The sequence below is a fragment of the Amycolatopsis alba DSM 44262 genome, assembly GCF_000384215.1.
GTDB lineage: Bacteria > Actinomycetota > Actinomycetes > Mycobacteriales > Pseudonocardiaceae > Amycolatopsis > Amycolatopsis alba.
This window is the reverse complement of record NZ_KB913032.1, coordinates 5505836-5523774: the sequence shown is the minus strand read 5'-3', so window position 1 is coordinate 5523774 and position 17939 is coordinate 5505836. Positions and strand designations below refer to the sequence as shown.

The window sequence follows — 17939 nt, the reverse complement described above, 5'->3', positions numbered from 1 at the left end:
AGAATCCGCCGACCACAGGGGTCAAGGCGGAGGAGCACGAATGGTCCAACAGGCCCAGAGCACTCTCGGCGACGTCGCGAAGGCGGCCGGGGTCTCGCTCGCGACCGCGTCCAGGGTGCTCAACGGCACCGCGAGCGTCGGCCCGGCACTGCGCGACAGGGTGGAACGGGCGGCCGAACGGCTGGCCTACTCCCCCAACGCGCACGCTCAGGCGCTGGCCCGCTCGACCAGCCGGACGGTCGGGGTGATCTGCCACGACGTCGGCGACCCGTACTTCGCCGGCATCGCGCGCGGGGTGATGCGCGCAGCGAGCCGCCACGATCTCCAGGTCGTCCTCGGCAGTACCTTCCGCGACCCGGACCGCGAAGTCGCCTACACCTCGATGATGCGCGGCCACCGTGTCCGGGCGGTGCTGCTGATCGGCTCCGGCTTCGAGGACCGGGAACGCCAGGAGGGCCTGCGCCGGGAGCTGGATCGCTACCGCGCGACCGGTGGGCGGGTCGCGGTGATCAGCGGGCATCGCGGTCTGCGGGCCGACGCTGTCCTGCCGGAGAACCGGGAAGGCGCCGCGGACCTGGCGCGGGCCATGCTCGGGCTCGGGCACCGCCGGTTCGCTGTACTGTCCGGTCCCCCGCTGCTCACCACGGTCGTCGACCGCGTCGGCGGCTTCCTCGAAGCTCTCGCCGACGCGGGCGTCACCGTGGAGCGCGAAGACATCGTCGAGGCGCCCTTCACCCGTGACGGCGGTTACGAGGCCGCCCAGCGGCTCATCGGCCGCGGCCTGCGCGCCACCTGCGTCTTCGCCTCGACCGACGTCATGGCAGCGGGCGCGCTCGCGGCACTGCGCGACCACGGCGTCAGCGTGCCCGGCGACGTCTCGCTCGCCGGGTTCGACGACATCCCGATGATCCGCGACCTGACTCCGCCGCTGACCACGGTGGCGCTGCCGCTGGAGGACCTCGGCGAACGGGTGCTGGAGCTGGCGATGCTACCGGAACGCGCCGGCCGGTCCCGTGTCGAACGGGTCCGCGGCCACGTCGTGCTGCGCGAAAGCACCGCGCGCCGTGAGGGCGATTCCTGACCGTCACCATGTCCTACCGGGAGTACGTGGGTACGGCCGATCGGCGCAACTTGGCCGGTGAAACGTTTGCCATGACGGAATCCGGGAACTTTTCCGGCATGTCCAGATGGCGAACCACCAGTAGGAGCAACACCGCCGTGCGGGTCATCACCGGCATCGGCGCCGTGTTCGCTTTCATCGAACTGCTGTACATGGTCATGGTCCTCGCGGGAGCCAACGCGGGCAACGGTTTCTTCATCTTCATCCAGGCGCTGGCCAAACCGCTGGCGTTGTTCTGGCCGGGACTCTTCCCGGTAAGTGACCCGAATCTCGCGGTCATCCTCGACTACGGCCTGGCCGCGGCGTTCTGGGTGATCCTGGCGGGCGTGATCGCCCGTTTCGCGGCCCGCTGACCCCCTGCGGCGGCATCCGGCGTCCCGTTCGGCGACACTGGACGGATGAGCGACGGCAGATGGTTCGAACTGAACCCCCTTCCCGAGCTGTTCGGCCTGGCCGCCGCCGGGCGGGCGCTGCTGCCGAATGTGCCCGTGACCCCGGCCGCGGTACTGAAGACCGTGACCGAACAGCTGGTCGGGCGGCGGTTGACCGCCAAAGTGGACGGCCACGACGTGGGGCTCACCCTGACCGGGCTCGACTACCAGGCCGACAGTCTCAGCCTGGCCGCCACCGGCCGGATCGGTGACGTCCGCATCGTCGTCGAGGACGTCGACTGGCCGGAAACCCCGCTCGAGCGCATCACCGTGCTGGCCTCGAACGTCCGTCTCCGCTCGCTCCCGTCCCCGGCGGCCATCCCCGAACAGGTGAAGATGGCGATCCGGGTGTCGCCCGAGGTCCTGCGGGCCCGTGTGGCGGAGGCCCGGCCGGGCATCATCGTGACCCCCGGCGACGACGGGCATTTTCACATCCGCTGGGAAAAGCGTCCCCGCTGGGGCCATCTGGCCCTGGAGTCCACTGTGGAGGACGACGCCGTCGTGCTCCGGCCGATGTCCGTCCACATCGGACGACGACGGTTCGGGCCGCCGTCCCGCCTCAAGCCGATCGTGCTGCCCCTGCCGGAGCTCCCGCCGGGGATCCGGCTCACCGCGGTCGAAGCGCATGACGGTCATCTGGTCCTGCACGCGCTGGCCGAGGAGTGGCCGGAGAAACTGTCCACCGTCCCGCTCGGTGATCTGCTGGGCTGGGTGATGACCGCAGTGACCACCCTGACCCTGCCGAGGCTCGGCGGCCGTTGACAGTCCGTGAAGGCCTCCTTGAGGGACTCTGAGTCCCTCAAGGAGGCCTTCACGGACTTCATGTCCGGCTATCAGCTAGCTGTGCAGACGTCCCTCCGCGACGCGCACCGGAGGCGCGGCAGGCGTCGCCGCGGCGCCTTCCGCCTGTGCCCCGGCGGAAGATCGCACGAGCCCGGCCGACTTCCCGCACACCTTCTTCTTCTCGTCCGACGTCATCTTCTTGCCGACCGTCCTGGTCTGGCCGACGACACCGGGAGCGGGGCCTTCACCGCTGAAGTTCCAGACGTACCACTGGTTGTGACCCCATTTGCGCTTGTCGAACCACATGTCGTACCAGCCGTCGGCCACCCGCATCACCGGTGAGCGGTCCAGGCCCGCCCAGTAGCCGGGGTTCACCTCGATCCGGGTTTCGACGCTTTCGCTGGTCTCCCAGCCCCATTCCTGGCCCCACGTGCGTTTGTAGGCGACCGACCAGTCGACGAGGAACTCGAAGCCCGCGCTCACGCTGATCTCGTTCGACACCGTGTTCTTCCCGCTGCGGGTGTCGCGTTTGCCGATCACCTGGGTGATCTTGTTCGCGCTGCAGTTGTAGACCGTGTCGACGCGGCCCCAGCTGCCGTAGAAGTCCTGTCCACGCTGGTCGACGTGGGCGTTGCAGTTCTTGGTGGCGCGGCCGCAATCCTTGAGCAGTTCGGCGCGGGACGGCCCGCGCGAGTACACCACCGAGCTGCCGCGGTCGTTCATGTTCGACCCGTAGTTGGCGCTGTCGTTGGCGTACCACTCCTGGCTTTCGCCCTGGTACTCGGCGTGCTCGTACATCGTGATGTAGCAGTTCTGGAAGGTCTGGAACGAGGAGATCTTGTCGTTCCAGTCACCGAGGAACCCGATGGTCTGGTTGGTCCCTTCGACGCACGGCGACCCGGTGATGGCGACGCTCGCGCCGCCGAAGTTCGCGTGTTCGTACAGCACGCTGATCACCGTCGCGGAGGCGCCGACCTTGCCCGCCGACGCCGCGGCGAGAGACTCGCCGACACTGTCGAAGCACCGGATCACCTCGGTCGCCGTGTCGGCGACGCAATGGTCGCCGCGCTGCTCGGCGTTCGCCGGGACACCACCGGCGAGGCACACCATGACCGCGGCCAGCACGGCCGCCCCGAGTCTGTGTTTGCGCACGTCTGAACTCCCTGGGAGAGACGGATACCGACCAAGGCTGGATCGGCGCCATCCAGTTCAGCGCGGGGAATCCGGCTTGCCCATGCAGAACGACCGGCAGACTTTTCTCGCTTTACCGCTGATCGGGACCGCCTCAGGCCTCGCCTCGCTCGCGCAGATAGCGCGAGTGGTCGGCCTGCTGATGGACGTCGCCGGCGTAGAACCGTTCCGCGATGCGGTGCGCTTCGGTCTCCAGCAGCTCCAACTGCGCGAGGAGTTCCTCGGACGCGCTCGGCTCACCGCCTGCCCGCCGTTTGGCGGCGAACCACCACGGCAGGTTGAGATAGGTCTCCACGGAAAGCGGCAGGTCGGTGCGCGCCAACCGGGTGACGGCGTGCTGGACGTCGGGATCGGCCGCCCACCGCTCCGGCCGGGACAAGATGTCGTCGAGGATCCCCGCGATCCGCCGGACACTGTCCACAGAGGACTCCGGCATCCGCTGCGCCCGCACGGTCACCTTCTCCACCAACGAGACGAGGTCCGCGCGCAGATGCCCGGTGTCCACCGACGTCAGCCGGACCCGTTCCGGCGGCGCGAGCAGGGCGAACACCGCGTACAGCCCGGCGACCACCACCGGCCACAGTCCGCCGACGACGCCGGCCAGGTACAGCGCGAGCCCGATCAGCCCGCCGACGCAGCCGGCGAGGTTCTTCGTGGAGCCGAAGTACCGGATCATTGGTAGCCGCGGATTTCCTGGAACACCTTGGGCAGCACGTCGCCTCGCGCGTCGAACACGTTGCCGCCGGTGCGTTTCGCGACTTCGCCGAGTTCGGCGGAATCGCCCTCGCCGAAGATCACGGTGAACACCGGGATCTGCCGCATCGCCTCCGGCAGCGACGGGAACTTCCGCTGGAAGTCCTCGAACGTGGATCCGCTCGCGTTCTCCCCGTCGGTCATCAAGACGATCGAAGTGAACCGGTCCGGATCGCGCGTGACGGGCGGCCCCATGATGTCGTACGCGCGTTGGAGACTGTCGTAGATCGCCGTGCCGCCGTTCGCGCCGAGCCCCTCGGCGAAGTGCTTGATCTTGTCCAGGGCGGGCTGCGGATCGCCTTCCGGCACCGCGAAGGTCTCCGGGCGGCCGGGCAGGGTGGCGAACGGCAGCATCGTGACCTCCTCACGGCTGCGGAACCGGCGGTACCGGCCGGTCAGGGAACCGTCGGCGCCGGTCAGCCCGATCAGCGCGGTGCGCAGCGCCTCGATCCGGTCACCCGCCATGGAACCGGAGGTGTCGAGCACGTACAGCGTGCGCGACGGACGCCGGATCTTGTCGAAGTAGGCGCCCAGCAACGCGTCGACCGCCTGCTGCGTCGCGGGAAACGGCAGCTCCACGAGATCTTTCTGCGCGAACTGCTGTCCTAATTGGACGCCAGGAACGACCGGGCGGCGTTGCGTGGTCTCCATGATCTTGCGCTGCGTGTCCGGTGTGCGCAGCCGCTCGGCCAGCTTGCGGTGCGCGTCGCGCGCGTCTGAATTCGCGCCCTGCAACAACGTCAGCGGATAGTCGGCGGTGACGACGCCGTCGGAGGGGTACACCAGCGTCAGCGGTTCGGGAAGTTTCCCGCTCGCGTTCATCGACAGCAGGACGGACTCGTAGTTGATCAGCCCGTCGACCTTCTTGCCGGGATCCTGACCGCTCGCCCGCCGCTGGTAGGCCTCGGAAAGCCAGCCGGACGAGCCAGCCGACATCGCCTGCGCGCTGAAGAACTCAGTCAGTTTCGGGGTGACGGAGGCGATCTGCTGCGCGTCGATCGCGTTGCCCGCACCCGCGAGCGCCGACGCCACTCCGACCAGCGCAGAGAAACCGGAGTTCGACGCCGAAGGGTCGGTCATGCCGTAGGTGAACGCCTTCTTCCCGGCCTGCTCGGCGATCTCGCCCCAGCCCACCGGCCGCCCGGTCCAGCCGAGCCGTTGCGCCGCCGACGCGGACAGGCCGAGCACCACCGGCGAGCTCATGATCTTCACCTGCTCGCCCAGCCGTTTCGCCGCCTCGGGGACGGCTGCCGGGTACCGGTTCGACGAGAACCAGACGGCGTCGTACTGGCCGTCCGCCTTTCCGTTCGCCAGCGACTCGGTGCCCTCCAGCGTCCCGGTGAACTGGAACTTGACCTTGACCCCGGTCGCCGCCGCCTCCTGCTCCAGCAGCGGTTGCAGATCGGCCAGCTCACTGCCCGCGAGCACCCGCAACGTGCCCGGCTCGGCCTCCCCCAGGCCCCGCGTCTCGCCCTCGCTCGAATCGCAGGAAACCAGTGACAGTGCGCAGATCGCCGCCAGCGCGACCACCGTCCAGCGTTTCACGATGCCCCCTCGGCCGTCGCCGTCTCGTGGGACCGGCGCAGATGGTCTTCGGCCCGCCGGATCTCCCCGGACAGCGCCTCCACGGTCGCCGCCATCGTCGAGACGGCCCCCGCCTTGTATTCGTCGATCGCGTCGATGCTGCGATAGATCCGCTCGAACGACTCGCGGATCGTCGCCACCGCGACCGCCGGATCGCTGCCCGCGCGCTGGATCTCGGCGCCGCGCAACTCCAGGATCTCCGCGTTCGCCCTGATCAGGCCGTCGGTGGTGGCCTGCACCGCCCGGACCTCGTCGAGGACGTCGCGCTGACCGGCGAGCGCGCCGCTCACCAGCAGCGCGACCCGCAGCGCCGCGACCGTGGTCGACACCGCCCGCTCGATCCCGCGGATCAGCTCGTCGTTGTTGCGCCGCACCAGATCCAGCGCCAGATAGCCCTGCGCGCTCACCGCGAGCTGGGTCAGCAGGTCCTGGTGGCGCTGCCGGATCGGATGCAGCGCGTCGGCCCGCAAGGACTTGGCCCGCGCGGGATCGGTGAAGTCGAAGATCCCCGCCTGCCGCTCGACGGCCGTGTCGACGGCTTCAGCGAACGCGGCCGCTTCCGACAGCTTCCCGAGCGTCCCCCACAACCGTTCCCGTTCGCCCTTGAGCGCCGCGTTGTCCCGGCGCAGGACGTCCTGCCGTGCGCGCAGGTCAAGGACCAGCGCGTTCACCGGCTCATTGGCCGCGCGGTAGCGGTCCAGCGCCTTCTTCGCGCTGCCCGCGACCGGGATCAGTCCCATCAGCTTGCGGCCGGTGATCGGCAGCTTCGCCGGGTCGATCTCCGCCACGGTCCGCCGGAGCCCGGCCAGACTCACGGTCGCCTGCTGTTGCGGTGAGCCGATTTCCGCCAGCGCCCTGGTCGAACGGTCGAGCAGCGCACCCGCGACGGTCGCCGCCGCGCGCATGTCGGACTCACCGACCGCGAGCAGTTCGTCCAGGACACGGGTGAACTCCGGCGATCGGACGTCGAGCGCTTCGAGCCGCTCGGCGAACTTCGCCGCGCGCCGCGCGACTTCGGCGTGGACCTCCGGGCTGAGCGTGACCAGGCCTGCCGCCCGCTCGGCCGGGATCGCCTCCACCGGTTCGGGTGGAGTGAGCGTGAAATCGTCCATCAGTACTGCTTCTTGACCGCGTCGAGCAGACGCTCCAGCGTCTCGTACGACGGCGGCTCGACCGCGTCCACCAGATCGGCGGGCACCGGCGCCTTGGCCGCGGCGACGACGTCGGCGAACAGCCGAGGGTCACCGGTACGGAACCCGAAGGTGGCGGCGAGTTTCCCCAGTTCCGGGTCGGTCGCGAGCAGCCTGCCGACCTGGTCGCCGTTCGGTTTCAGCGGGACCAGCGTGTGCTTGGAGTACACCGTCGGCGCCGTGTAGAGCAGGCGCATGTCCGGCCGGATCGAGCCGTCCGCGCGGACGAGCCTGTCGACGAACTGCGACTCGTAGATCAGCGCCATCGGCGTCTTGCCCATGCCCGCGGCGAGATAGTCCTCGAACGGGCCTTCGGTGCTGTTCTGCGTGTACCCCTGGTCGATGAACAGCTTCGACACCCCTGGCAGCACCTTCGCCTCGGCCTCGGGCGTGTTGACCACGTTGTTCCCGTTGGCGACGAAGGAAACGATCGACAGGTACATCGCCGCCGAGTTCGATTCACGCGGGTCCGTGGTCGTGACCAGCACGTTCTTGCGAGCCGGGAAGGCGGTGTTGCCGGGCAGCTGGTCCCAGCGCGTGCCGTTGCGCGCCAATTCGAGGTACTTCGCGACGTCGAGCACCTGGTAGTCCCCGGCGCCCTTGCGCACGATCCCGTTGGCGCTCAACAGGTTCACGATCGGCTCGAAGGTCGCGATCGCCATCGGTGACTGGAACGGCGTGTGCACGCCGGTCACCTTGTGGTCGCGCTGGATCCGCTGCGCGGCGGGCGACGAGGACGGGAACGCGAACTCGTACGCGCCGAGGTCCATGCTCGCGATCTGCCGCGAGCCCGCGGTGTCCACTTCGACCTTGAGACCGTGTTTGGCGAACGCGTCCGCCACCCGCTTGTCGGAGAAGAACGCCAGCTTCTCCGAACCGATGACCCCGCGCACCGTGGTCAGATCCTGACCTTGCGCGGTGTTCTCGTCACCGCCCCGGCCCCAGACGATCACCGCGACCACCGCCAGCAGCAGTACCACTGCCAGGCCGATCGACAGACGGCGTTTCACCGGCCCACCCCCTCGTTCACCGGCTTGATCCTTCAGCCCGTTCGACTCTTTTGACGCGCGGGCGGACCATTTCGAAGTGAACGATCGATGAACGTAAGAAGTCGTCAGTTTCTGGCGAAACGTTGGGCTGGAAGGGAAATTGGGCGCGGATGGTGCGGTGGTTCAGTAGGTTGCACCTCGGTAGGCAGAAGGCTTTCGCAACGCTTCCGGGACTCCGCCACTCACGACCACCCGGCTCCCCCGTCAGATCACGGACTGCTCCGAGACCGGCAGGCACACCGTGAACCGCGTATCGCCCGGCGCCGAGTCGACCCGGAGATCGCCCTGATGCCGCTCGACGACGATGCGCCACGAGATGTCCAGGCCGAGCCCGGTCCCTTGCCCCACCGGCTTCGTGGTGAAGAACGGCTCGAAGATCCGCTGCCGCACGTCCGCCGGGATACCCGGCCCGGTGTCGCCGATCTCGACGTGCACGTGATCGTCCACTCGGGACGTCCTCAGGGTCAGCGTGCCCTCGGTGCCCATGGCGCCGAGCGCGTTGTCGATGACGTTCGTCCACACCTGGTTCAGCTCACCCGCGTACGCCGGGATCCTCGGCAGCGCGTGGTCGTACTCCTTCACGACGCGGATGCCCGGCGCGATCTTGCCTGCCAGCATGACGAGGGTGGAGTCGAGTCCTTCGTGGACGTCGATCCACTGGTGCGGCGCGCGGTCCATCTGGGAGTACTGCTTGGCCTTGCCGACCAGTACCGAGATCCGGGTCGTCGAATCCTCGATCTCGCCCATCAGCATCTCGGTCTCCAGCGCGTACGCCAGCCAACGGACGGCGCCGTCGAGGAAGGTCTCCCCGACCGAGTCGAGCAGCCGGTCCAGATCGGGCACGGTCAGCCCGGCGCGGACGTAGATGTCGGCGAGGTCCCAGCCCTGGTCGATGCCGTGATCGTCGAACCAGTCGCCGATCTCGTCCTCGCGGTCGGCCTGCTGCATCGCGGTCAGCTTCGGCGCCGAGGCGACCTGCTTGACCAGCTGTTCCTGGATCTCCAGCAGCTGCTCCAGCAGCGTCGGGTCGACGTTCTTCTTGGCCAGCATCGCGAGCTTGTGCCGCATCCCGGCGACCCGCTCCCGCAGTGACGCCGTCGCGCGGACGGCAGCGGCGGCCGGGTTGTTGAGTTCGTGGGTCAGCCCGGCGGAGAGCTCGCCGAGCGCGAGGAGCCGCCGCCGCGAGCCGATCACGGTGTCGCTGTTGCGCCAGCCGAGGTACATGCCCTCCAGCAGATGCGTCGCCATCGGGAACCAACGGCGGAACTCGGTGGCGAACTCGGCCGCGGGCAGGGTCAGGAAGGTGAGGTCGCTGACAGCGTGCACCGAAGCGCCGTAGGTGTGTTCGGTCTCCTGGTGCACGAAGAACTGCGTCGCACCGCAGTACGCGCCGCGCTGGTCGGACCGGATCGTCTCGACCTCGGTGCCGCCGACGAGCCGCGTCATCCGCAGCGCCCCGGACAGCAGGAGATAGAAGCAGGTGGCCGGTTCACCCTCGCGCATGACCGTGGTGCCGCCGGTGTACTGCTCGAGGACGGCGTGCTCGTCGATCCAGTCCAGCTGTTCTTCGCTGAGGTGCTCGAAGAGGAAGAGCCCGCGTAGTTCCTCCCTGGGCAGGACGCTCATTGTTCCTCCAAGTACCGGTGAACCAGGGTGACCGCCATGGCGCCTTCGCCGACGGCCGAGGCGACGCGTTTCACCGACGCGGCCCGGACGTCGCCCGCCACGAACACGCCGGGAATGGACGACTCCAGGTAGTGCGGGTCGCGGTCCAGCGTCCAGCCCGGCGGCGGGCCGCCATCGGTGAGCAGATCCGGGCCGGTCCGCACGAAGCCGTGGTCGTCGCGCTGGATTTCCGTGCCGAGCCAGTCGGTGCGGGGCGCCGCGCCGATGAAGATGAACAGGTGCCCGGTCGGCACGGTCTCGGTCGCGCCGCCGTTCTCGCACAGGGTGAGCTGTTCGAGGTGATCGTCGCCGTGCGCCTCGACCACCGTGGTGCGGGTGCGGACGTGGATGTTCCCGATCGCGGCGATCTGCTCGATCAGGTAGTGCGACATCGACGCTTCGAGCGACTGGCCGCGGACGAGGATCGTGACGTCGGCGGCGTGCTTGGAGAAGAACACCGCCGCCTGGCCTGCCGAATTCGCGCCGCCGACGATGTAGACGTGCTCACCCTTGCACTCGGGTGCCTCGGTGGCGGCCGAGCCGTAGTACACGCCGCGGCCCGCGAGTTCGGCGACGCCGGGAGCCTCCAGTGCGCGATAGTTGACGCCGCTCGCCAGCACCACGGAATGGGCGGAGATCTCGGTGCCGTCGCCGAACAGCACGACCCGCGCCGAACCGCGCGCCTCCAGTCCCACGACGTCGCGGGCGGTGAGCACCTCGGCGCCGAACTTCAGCGCCTGCCGCCGCGCGCGGTCGGTGAGCTGCGCGCCGGAAACCCCGTCCGGGAAACCGAGGTAGTTCTCGATGCGGGAGCTGGTGCCCGCCTGCCCGCCGGTGGCCTTGCGCTCGACGATCACCGTCCGCAGCCCCTCCGACGCGCCGTACACGGCCGCCCCGAGCCCGGCGGGCCCGCCGCCGATGACGATCAGGTCGTAGAACTCCTGCGCGGGCCGGGTGGACAGGCCGACGGCGTCGGCGAGTTCGGGTCCGGACGGCTGGCGCAGCACCGTGCCGTCCGGCGTGACCAGCACCGGGATGTCCTGAGCCGCCGCGTCCGCCGCGTCGAGGATCCGGCGGCCCTCGTCGTCGTCGACGGAGTACCAGCGGTACGGCACGGCGTTGCGGGCCAGGAAGTCCCGCAGGTGGAACGACGGCGAGGAGTACCGGTGGCCGATGAGCTTGATCTCGTCGACCGGCCGCTCCCCCACCGCGCGCCAGGTCTCCACCAGCGCGTCGATGACCGGGTAGAGCTTCTCTTCCGGCGGGTCCCACGGCTTGAGGAGGTAGTGGTCGACGTCGACGACGTTGATCGCCTGGATCGCGGCGTCGGTGTCGGCGTACGCGGTCAGCAGCGCGCGGCGCGCGTTCGGGAACAGGTCCATCGCCTTCTCGAGGAAGACGATGCCGTCCATCTGCGGCATCCGGTAGTCGGCGAGGATCGCGGCCACGGCGTCGCCGCGCAGCTTGATCTCGCGCAGGGCTTCGAGGGCGTCGGCCCCGGAATCGGCCCGGATGATCCGATAGTCCTTCCCATACCGTTTGCGCAGGTCGCGGGCGACCGAACGGGACACGGCGGGATCGTCGTCGACGGTCAACAGGATCGGCTGGCTCACCGGTTCAGCCTAATCCCTATTACGTTCGGGTCGTGCTGACCGAAGCCGAAGAAGTGATTCATGCCCGTGCCGTCGTCGCGTGTGAAGCGGCCGCGGGTCTGCCGGGCACTTTCTCCGCGTGGCGCGAAGACGGTCTGCTCGCCGTGCTGGCCACGGCTCCGGAGCTGAGGTTCCTGCGCACGATCTCCGGCGTCACCGCGGAGAACCTGCCGTCGGCCGTCCGGCTCGCCGGGGCGTCGTGCTGGGACGGCGACCCGCCGACGCTAGTACTGCCACCGGGCTTGAACCCGCCCGGTCTCGTGCCCGACGGCGTCCGCCCGATCGCGGTCCTCCCGCTCACCGAACTCGCGGCCTCGGACGCGGACGTCGATGACTCGCCAGACATCGACGTGTTCCTCCGCATCCTGCTCGACGGGTACGAAAGCGGCGGCGCCGTGACGGCGTTCATCACCGCCGAACACCGCGATCCCCGGATCCGGCGATCGCTGCTCATCGAGGACGGCATGCCGATCTCCGCGGCGGCCCTGAGTTCGCACGGGCCCGGCGTCCTCCTCGGCGGCTCGGCCACCCCTCGGGCCCAGCGCGGCAAGGGCGCGCAAGCACGGCTGCTGGCGCATGGCCTCGCCGCGGCCGCCCGCGAAGGGCACCGTTTCGCCGTCGCGACCGCGGTGGAGGGCTCGCCGAGCCTGTCGAACCTTCGCCGCGCCGGGGCGCGGGTCCACTTGCGACAGGCTTTCAGGCTTGCGTGAGTTTGCGCAGGCGGAAGGCCAGGACGAGCAGCATGATGCCGTACAGCAGGGCGTAGATCCCGACCAGCAGCGCGATCCCGTAGGCGCCGGCGATCGGGTTGATCACGATCACGATGCCCGCGATCAGCGAGAGCGCACCCGCCGCGATGAGGAAGGCCTCGCCCTCGATCTGCTTGCGCAGCCGGATCGCGGCGACGATCTCGACGATGCCGGTGAAGATCGCCCAGAAACCGACCAGGAAGGCCAGCACCAGCACGGTGATCCCCGGCCAGAGCAGGACCAGGACACCGGCGGCGATGCCGAGAACGCCGAGGACCCCATAGGCGGCGCGATGGGCGGCGTCACCCGGCCGGAAGGCCTGCATCAGGCCACCGATGCCGTCGATGATCGCGTAAATGCCGTAAATGATCGCGAGGACCAGGACAGTGGCGCCGGGCCAGATGAGCGCGAGTACGCCGAACAGGATGGCGAAAACGCCGCGGACGGCGGCCAGTGGCCAGGCAAGGCGGGGTTCGACGACGGTGAGACCGACGAGAGGCATTCTCCGGCTCCCTCTCTACGCGGACGGGGAACCCAGTATCGAAGCGCCGGAGGAAGATCGCGCGGCACACCACCCGTTCGGGCGGGGGTCTCTTCGCGCCGGGTGAAAAAGGCCGGTGCGCGCCGCGACCGCCATCACGGCGCGCACCGGGGTCATCAGGGATAGGCGACCAGGTTCGCCACGGTCGAGCCCGAGTTGGCAGGCCCGCCGCGGTCGTTGACGACCCGGCTGATGGTCCCGTTCCCGCCGAGGGAGACCGCGACCATGCTGCGGAACCGGACGTTCGGGTTGTTCGGCGCCTCGATCGCGCGATCCGCGACCACACTCGGATTCACGTTGAAGTAGCAGTAACTCCCGAGCCCGTAGGCCTCGTGGTTCGTCACCGAGTTCGCCACCTTGTAGGCCGCGTAACCCCGCGTCGATCCGTTCATCCAGGCGGCCTGATTCGGTGGGTCGTAAGGCATTTCGTTCTGGTAGAAGTACGTCCGGCCGCGGTTGCCGTTCCACAGTGTCTGGTACTTCTGGTAATGCTCGACGAACAGGCCGTACATCGTGACGTCGTCGCCGTTGACGATCAGGCCGGTGCCGGCGGTGTTGGTGGTCCACCCGACGCCGCTGCCGTGGTCGGCGCGCCAGATCCACAGATGGTCGCCGATGACGTCGTCACTGTTGACCACCAGGCTGTTCGTGGCCTTGCCGACGCCCGCGCCGCCGACGCGGAAGAACACGTCGTGCAGCGAAGTCGGGTTGGCCGCATGATCCTGCGCGGAGTTCGCGGGACCGACCTCCATCAGCGTGTTCGAGTTCGTGGCGCCCGCGTCGATCAGCACGCCGGCGACTTTGACGCCGTCGACGTCGGCCACCGTCATCGCGGTGATGCCGTTGTCCGGGATCAGCGTCGCCAGCCCGAGGCCGAGCACGACGGTGTCCGGCCGGGTGACGCGGAGTGTCTCGTTGAGGTGGTAGACGCCAGGGGTGATCAGGAGGTCCTTGCCTTCGGCGAGGGCCGTATTGATCTGCGACGCCGTCGTGCCGGGCTTCGCGATGAAGAACCGGCTGATCGGCAGCGACGAACCCGGCTGGTTGGCACCCCACGTGATACCCGAGGCGTTGGTGCGCGTGGAGGGCACGAAGACCTGGTACGCGCCCGCGTTGTCGACGTAGAGGAACGGCTTCTCCCGCACGACCGGCGTCGTGTTCACCGTGGTGTACGGCGGATTCGGGAAGCTCGTGGAAGGGGCGCCGTTGACGCCGGCGAACACCATGTTCCAATTCGAGCCGCTCCAGCTGCCGAACTGCGAGTTGCGCGAGATCCACTGCTGCTGCGAGCCGGACCGGACCTGGCCGTCGACCTTGACGTCGGACATCCAGCCGCCGCTGGACCAGCCGCCGTCGTCGAGCTGCAGGTTGCCGCGGACGTGCATCCGGCGGTACGGCGCGGCCTGCGAAACCGCCCAGCGGTCAGTCCCGCCGTTGGGGTTCACGGACAGGTTTTCCGCGCCACGCCAGAAGTTCTGCGTCGCGTTGCCCTGGAACCAGTCGGCTTCCGCGTGCACCGCGCCGTTGATCGTCACGTTGTCCGGCGAGAGTCCGAGCCCGAGCACCTGCGTGTAGAACCCGACGTTGACGTCGACGTTGTACGAGCCCGGTTTGAACAGCAGCGCCTTCCGGTTCGAGCCGAACTGGCTGGTTTCCTGCTGCGAGAAGACGCTGTTGACCTGGGACTGGATCGCCGATTGCGCCATGCCGGGGTCGAAGACGAGCACGTTCGGCCCCAGGTCCGGGTTCGCGGTGCCGGTGACCGGCGTGAGCCGGAAGGACTGGGCGCCGGACCCGTTGCAGGAATACTGCTGGAGCTGTGTGCTGTCCTGGGTCGAGAGGCCGGGGACGTCCAGGCACCTACCGCTGTTGCGGCTCACGAAGTGATACGCCCCACCGTTTTCCTCGACCGGCTGCCACTGCTGGTTGTTCCCGCCGCCGTAGGCCCACAGGTGGACGAGCCCGCCGTCGGCCGTCGACACCTCGGCGACGTCCCACACCTGCGCCGGGTTGTTGCGCGTGTTGACCCGGTAGTAGCCGCCCGAGGTCGGCTGGAACTGCCACTGCTGGGAAAAGGTCTGATTGCAGGCGTACTGCTGGACGACCGTCCCGTTGGCCGACCCCGCGGCACGCGCGTCCACACACTTCCCGCTGGTGGCCGTCACCGTGTACCAGGTATCGGGAACGATGGCCGCCTGTGCCGCCGGGGCCACCACGATCAGCGCTCCGACCAGGGACAACAGGGCTATCAGGACTGCTCTGGCCCTCATCAGGACCTCCTCCGCGTCATTCGGGCAGGGCGAGCTGAGGCGGAGCCCAGTGGAGACGCGGCGTAGCGGGCGGGGACCTCGGCGTCACGATCGTCGAAAACGTAACGGCGGTCACACCCGGAGTCAATACACGTCTAAAAATAAGTCTCAAAGATGCAGGTCAGCGTCAGTTCCGGCAACCGGGACCGCATAGAGTGACCCCCGCGCGAACGGCCGTCGCGGGCGGTGTAATGTATGGACACACGAGATGCGGAGTACAACTTCGCTCCGGGGCTATGGCGCAGCTGGTAGCGCACCTCACTGGCAGTGAGGGGGTCAGGGGTTCGAGTCCCCTTAGCTCCACAGTACGAAAACCCTCCCGATCAAGCGGAAACTTCCGCAGGTCAGGGAGGGTTTTCTCGTTGGGCGGCGGATCACCTGAAGATCCACTGCGGATCGATCTTGCCGCTCTGCCTGCTCGATGATCAGCAGCAGGCGCCAGGTCGAGGGCTCGCGGTGAAGCGAGGCGGGGGAACGTCTCAGGTACTCGCCGATGGCGGAACTCGCGTGCTTGGGCGCGGAACTCACGTGTCCAGACTGAGAACTCGCGTGCTTGGAGGGCGAACACGGCCAGCCCAGCGCGACGGTGGCCCGAGACCGCGTGAACTCATATCCGCCCGCAAGCGGATATGAGGTACATGGTCCGCTCATCGAGCGAGAAGTAGTTGATGAATCGGGCAAGCACGCATTTCCGGCGAACTTTACTGATTACGGCGCTGGTATCGGGGCTGCTACCGGTATCGGGCGGACAGGCGGTGGCGGCCTCGGGCTACCAGCTGACGCTGCGCATGCTCGACCGCAACGGGGCAGTGGCGACCGCGGGCTCCCGCGCGACGTTCGACGTGATCAGCCTCAACGGTGGCGGGCGTGTACGCGACGTACCCGCCGGAGCACCCTGCGGCTGCCCGCCGACCGTTACGCGCTGGTGGGCAGCCTGATCACGCCGCGCCCTGGGCTGGAACCCTCGATTGCCGCGATGGCCCACCCGGAGCTCAACCTGACACGCGACACCACCGTCACCCTGGACACCCGCCAGACCGCGAAGGTCACCGCGAACGTCGATCAGCCAGAGGTGACCGGGGGCAGCTCGCTGGTCGAGATGGGAGTGTGCCTGAGCGCCGACCAGACGCAGTCCGTGGTGCTCCCGTTCGAACAGCGTTTCCAAGAGATGTTCGCCGGTACGCAGCCGGGCACCTCGTCGGCCGCCTTCTACTTCGGCGCCAGCCACCGCCTGGAACAACCGCGGCTGGAGCTGTTCGGCGAACAGCAGAAGCGTTTCCCTGTCCCCGTCGTGGTGGTCGGCGCTCCTCTGCCGGTGGGGTCACGGACGCCCGCGCTGGCGTTCGGCGGCGCGGGTCGCTCACAAGACTTGGCCGGAGTGGAGGTGCGCGATCGGCTGGTGGTGCTCGAACTGCCCTCGGGCACCACCCTCGAGACTCTGACGGAACGGGTCGCCACGGTGCGCGAGCACGGTGGCGCGATGGTGGCCGCGTGGTTGCGCACTGCCGACGTGGTTCACCAGGGCACGGAGCTGACGAGGCAGCCAGGCAGCCGAATCGCAGCCGCGGCGACCGCCGCGAAACCGTCCAGTGAACTGACCGGCGCCAAGGCCGCCGAGGCACTGGCACTGCCGACCGTCCAGATCGCCGGCACGAACGCCGAGCGGTTTGCCGCGTTGGCCCGGACCGGTGGCGGCACCGCGACCATGATCGCCCGACCGGAAATCCGGGACGCCTATGAATTGTCCTTCCCGGCCACCGGGCGGGTCCCCGCACAGCTCGAACACTCGGTGCGCAAGTCCGAACTCGCGGCGGTGACCATGGCTTTCCACGGCTACTCGGCGGAGTCCACGCCCCAGATGCACGCGATCCACCGGGCGGCAGGGGTACGCCTGGGAGTGTCACGGCTGGGCTATGGAACACCGGGGCTCGTGCGAGCGGAACGCCAGGAGTACTACACGCCTGGCACCTGGGCGTTCCTCAACGCGCTGGTGAGCCAAACTCCGAGCGTCGGCGGCGACCTGCGCGGTGAGGAACTCTTCGCGGCGGGCAAAAGCTACCGGCTGGCCTGGAACGGTGCGGTCACCGGCCCCGGCTTCCGCGGCAAGCGCAACTATCCGGCCGACAGGCCCTGGGCCGCACGCACCACGCAGGAGATCGACATCAGCATCCCGTTGTTCTCCGACGGTGCCGGGCACACCGCAACCGCGGACCTGGACGCGCCCGGTGACCGCGGCAGCACCGTGCTCTACCGCCGAGGCGGAGCGCGACGAACCCTGGGCACCGTTGTCCACCAAGGTCTCCGCCGAATGGACCTTCCGCAGCGGGCTCGTCCAGGGGCCGAGCCGAGCGCTGCCGCTGCTGGAGGTGCGGTACACCCCGGCGGTGGATCTGGCCAACACCGCGCCGGGCGGCGGCACCTTCACCGTCCCGGTCACCGTGTCCCGGCAGGACGGTCCCGCCGCGATCACCGGCCTGCAGGTCGAAGCGTCCTACGACGGTGGCGTCAACTGGCGGCCCGCGAAGGTGAGCGGGCAGGACGGCCGGTACAACGCCGAGCTCCAGCACCCGGCGACCGGATCTGTGTCCCTGCGTGCGAAAGCCACCGATGCCGACGGGAACACCACGACCCAAAGCATCATTCACGCTTACCGGCTCCGCTGACACCGGTTCAAGAATCCGCACGGTTCCGGTAGCCACCGGAACCGGAAGGGTGTGGAAACAGGGACATTGAGTGTCCCTGTTTCCACACCCTCGTCCCACGCCCCCGCTGCCTCGAACAACAGCGTCCAAGGCCACCCATTGACACAACGGCGAGCCATGAGCGGACGCTGTCGACAACGGCCCACCTGGCAACTTTGCCGAGGTAGGGCAGTTTTTCGTCTTGGCTGGTTTGAGAATTGTCGCGCCGAACTTTCGCGCA

The 17939-nt window shown here is 68.6% G+C and carries 15 protein-coding genes and 1 tRNA gene; 7 read left to right on the top strand and 9 right to left on the bottom strand.

All coding sequences use genetic code 11. The features are described from left to right. Positions 1-40 precede the first annotated feature (40 nt). The 3 genes from AMYAL_RS0126210 (at position 41) to AMYAL_RS0126200 (ending at position 2313) form a co-directional block, all read left to right on the top strand. Entirely contained in the window at positions 41-1081 is a 1041-nt protein-coding gene (locus tag AMYAL_RS0126210) for a LacI family DNA-binding transcriptional regulator (protein WP_020634235.1), read from the top strand. A gap of 137 nt (positions 1082-1218) precedes the next feature. Then, entirely contained in the window at positions 1219-1473 is a 255-nt protein-coding gene (locus tag AMYAL_RS0126205) for a hypothetical protein (protein WP_026467456.1), read from the top strand. 45 nt (positions 1474-1518) lie between these two features. Beyond that, positions 1519-2313 (top strand): LmeA family phospholipid-binding protein, encoded by a 795-nt coding sequence (locus AMYAL_RS0126200; RefSeq protein ID WP_020634233.1) that lies wholly within the window; start codon positions 1519-1521, stop codon positions 2311-2313. Between the two features lie 75 nt (positions 2314-2388). Here AMYAL_RS0126200 and AMYAL_RS0126195 read toward each other — a convergent pair whose 3' ends face one another. From AMYAL_RS0126195 to AMYAL_RS0126165, 7 genes are all read right to left on the bottom strand, one after another. Beyond that, complete coding sequence (locus tag AMYAL_RS0126195; protein ID WP_026467455.1) at positions 2389-3486, bottom strand: peptidase inhibitor family I36 protein; 1098 nt, start codon at positions 3484-3486, stop codon at positions 2389-2391. A gap of 133 nt (positions 3487-3619) precedes the next feature. Then, positions 3620-4201 carry a hypothetical protein gene (locus AMYAL_RS0126190; protein WP_020634232.1) on the bottom strand — a complete coding sequence of 194 codons (582 nt, stop codon included), beginning with the start codon at positions 4199-4201 and terminating at the stop codon, positions 3620-3622. Then, the gene (locus AMYAL_RS0126185; RefSeq protein ID WP_020634231.1) at positions 4198-5823 is read right to left on the bottom strand and encodes a VWA domain-containing protein; all 1626 of its coding nucleotides are present in this window, start codon (positions 5821-5823) and stop codon (positions 4198-4200) included. The genes AMYAL_RS0126190 and AMYAL_RS0126185 overlap by 4 nt, the downstream gene beginning before the upstream one ends. Further along, entirely contained in the window at positions 5820-6974 is a 1155-nt protein-coding gene (locus tag AMYAL_RS0126180; RefSeq protein WP_020634230.1) for a toxic anion resistance protein, read from the bottom strand. Before AMYAL_RS0126180 ends, AMYAL_RS0126185 begins: the two co-directional genes overlap by 4 nt. Beyond that, positions 6974-8062 (bottom strand): hypothetical protein, encoded by a 1089-nt coding sequence (locus AMYAL_RS0126175; RefSeq protein ID WP_020634229.1) that lies wholly within the window; start codon positions 8060-8062, stop codon positions 6974-6976. Before AMYAL_RS0126175 ends, AMYAL_RS0126180 begins: the two co-directional genes overlap by 1 nt. A gap of 243 nt (positions 8063-8305) precedes the next feature. Then, positions 8306-9727 carry an ATP-binding protein gene (locus AMYAL_RS0126170; protein WP_020634228.1) on the bottom strand — a complete coding sequence of 474 codons (1422 nt, stop codon included), beginning with the start codon at positions 9725-9727 and terminating at the stop codon, positions 8306-8308. Beyond that, on the bottom strand, positions 9724-11379 hold the full coding sequence (locus AMYAL_RS0126165) for an NAD(P)/FAD-dependent oxidoreductase (protein WP_020634227.1): 1656 nt from the start codon (positions 11377-11379) through the stop codon (positions 9724-9726). Before AMYAL_RS0126165 ends, AMYAL_RS0126170 begins: the two co-directional genes overlap by 4 nt. A gap of 32 nt (positions 11380-11411) precedes the next feature. Between AMYAL_RS0126165 and AMYAL_RS0126160 the strand changes: the two genes are divergently transcribed. Beyond that, positions 11412-12128 (top strand): hypothetical protein, encoded by a 717-nt coding sequence (locus AMYAL_RS0126160; RefSeq protein WP_020634226.1) that lies wholly within the window; start codon positions 11412-11414, stop codon positions 12126-12128. Here AMYAL_RS0126160 and AMYAL_RS0126155 read toward each other — a convergent pair. Beyond that, entirely contained in the window at positions 12115-12669 is a 555-nt protein-coding gene (locus tag AMYAL_RS0126155; RefSeq protein ID WP_020634225.1) for an HdeD family acid-resistance protein, read from the bottom strand. The two genes, AMYAL_RS0126160 and AMYAL_RS0126155, sit on opposite strands and share 14 nt — an antisense overlap. A 155-nt stretch (positions 12670-12824) precedes the next feature. Next, positions 12825-14978, bottom strand: coding sequence for an RICIN domain-containing protein (locus AMYAL_RS0126150; protein WP_026467454.1), 2154 nt, complete (start codon positions 14976-14978; stop codon positions 12825-12827). 269 nt (positions 14979-15247) lie between these two features. On the opposite strand from AMYAL_RS0126150, the gene AMYAL_RS0126145 reads away from it, so the two are divergent. The 3 genes from AMYAL_RS0126145 to AMYAL_RS0126140 all read left to right on the top strand — a co-directional run bounded on the left by AMYAL_RS0126145 (position 15248) and on the right by AMYAL_RS0126140 (position 17712). Further along, positions 15248-15320: transfer RNA gene (locus tag AMYAL_RS0126145), tRNA-Ala, on the top strand. A 365-nt stretch (positions 15321-15685) separates the two neighbouring features. Further along, positions 15686-15955, top strand: a complete 270-nt coding sequence (locus tag AMYAL_RS49340) for a hypothetical protein (RefSeq protein ID WP_143267605.1) — start codon at positions 15686-15688, stop codon at positions 15953-15955. A gap of 38 nt (positions 15956-15993) precedes the next feature. Beyond that, a complete protein-coding gene (locus AMYAL_RS0126140) occupies positions 15994-17712 on the top strand; it encodes a hypothetical protein (RefSeq protein WP_039794123.1) in 1719 nt (572 codons plus the stop codon). Positions 17713-17939 lie beyond the last annotated feature (227 nt).

Excerpts from the sequence above, each read along its gene's own strand:
- AMYAL_RS0126210 (WP_020634235.1), top strand. The coding sequence starts at position 41 with ATGGTCCAACAGGCCCAGAGCACTCTCGGCGACGTCGCGAAGGCGGCC.
- AMYAL_RS0126200 (WP_020634233.1), top strand. The coding sequence starts at position 1,519 with ATGAGCGACGGCAGATGGTTCGAACTGAACCCCCTTCCCGAGCTGTTC.
- AMYAL_RS0126190 (WP_020634232.1), bottom strand. The coding sequence starts at position 4,201 with ATGATCCGGTACTTCGGCTCCACGAAGAACCTCGCCGGCTGCGTCGGC.
- AMYAL_RS0126180 (WP_020634230.1), bottom strand. The coding sequence starts at position 6,974 with ATGGACGATTTCACGCTCACTCCACCCGAACCGGTGGAGGCGATCCCG.
- AMYAL_RS0126170 (WP_020634228.1), bottom strand. The coding sequence starts at position 9,727 with ATGAGCGTCCTGCCCAGGGAGGAACTACGCGGGCTCTTCCTCTTCGAG.
- AMYAL_RS0126155 (WP_020634225.1), bottom strand. The coding sequence starts at position 12,669 with ATGCCTCTCGTCGGTCTCACCGTCGTCGAACCCCGCCTTGCCTGGCCA.
- AMYAL_RS0126150 (WP_026467454.1), bottom strand. The coding sequence starts at position 14,978 with ATGAGGGCCAGAGCAGTCCTGATAGCCCTGTTGTCCCTGGTCGGAGCG.
- AMYAL_RS49340 (WP_143267605.1), top strand. The coding sequence starts at position 15,686 with ATGAATCGGGCAAGCACGCATTTCCGGCGAACTTTACTGATTACGGCG.
- AMYAL_RS0126140 (WP_039794123.1), top strand. The coding sequence starts at position 15,994 with ATGGCCCACCCGGAGCTCAACCTGACACGCGACACCACCGTCACCCTG.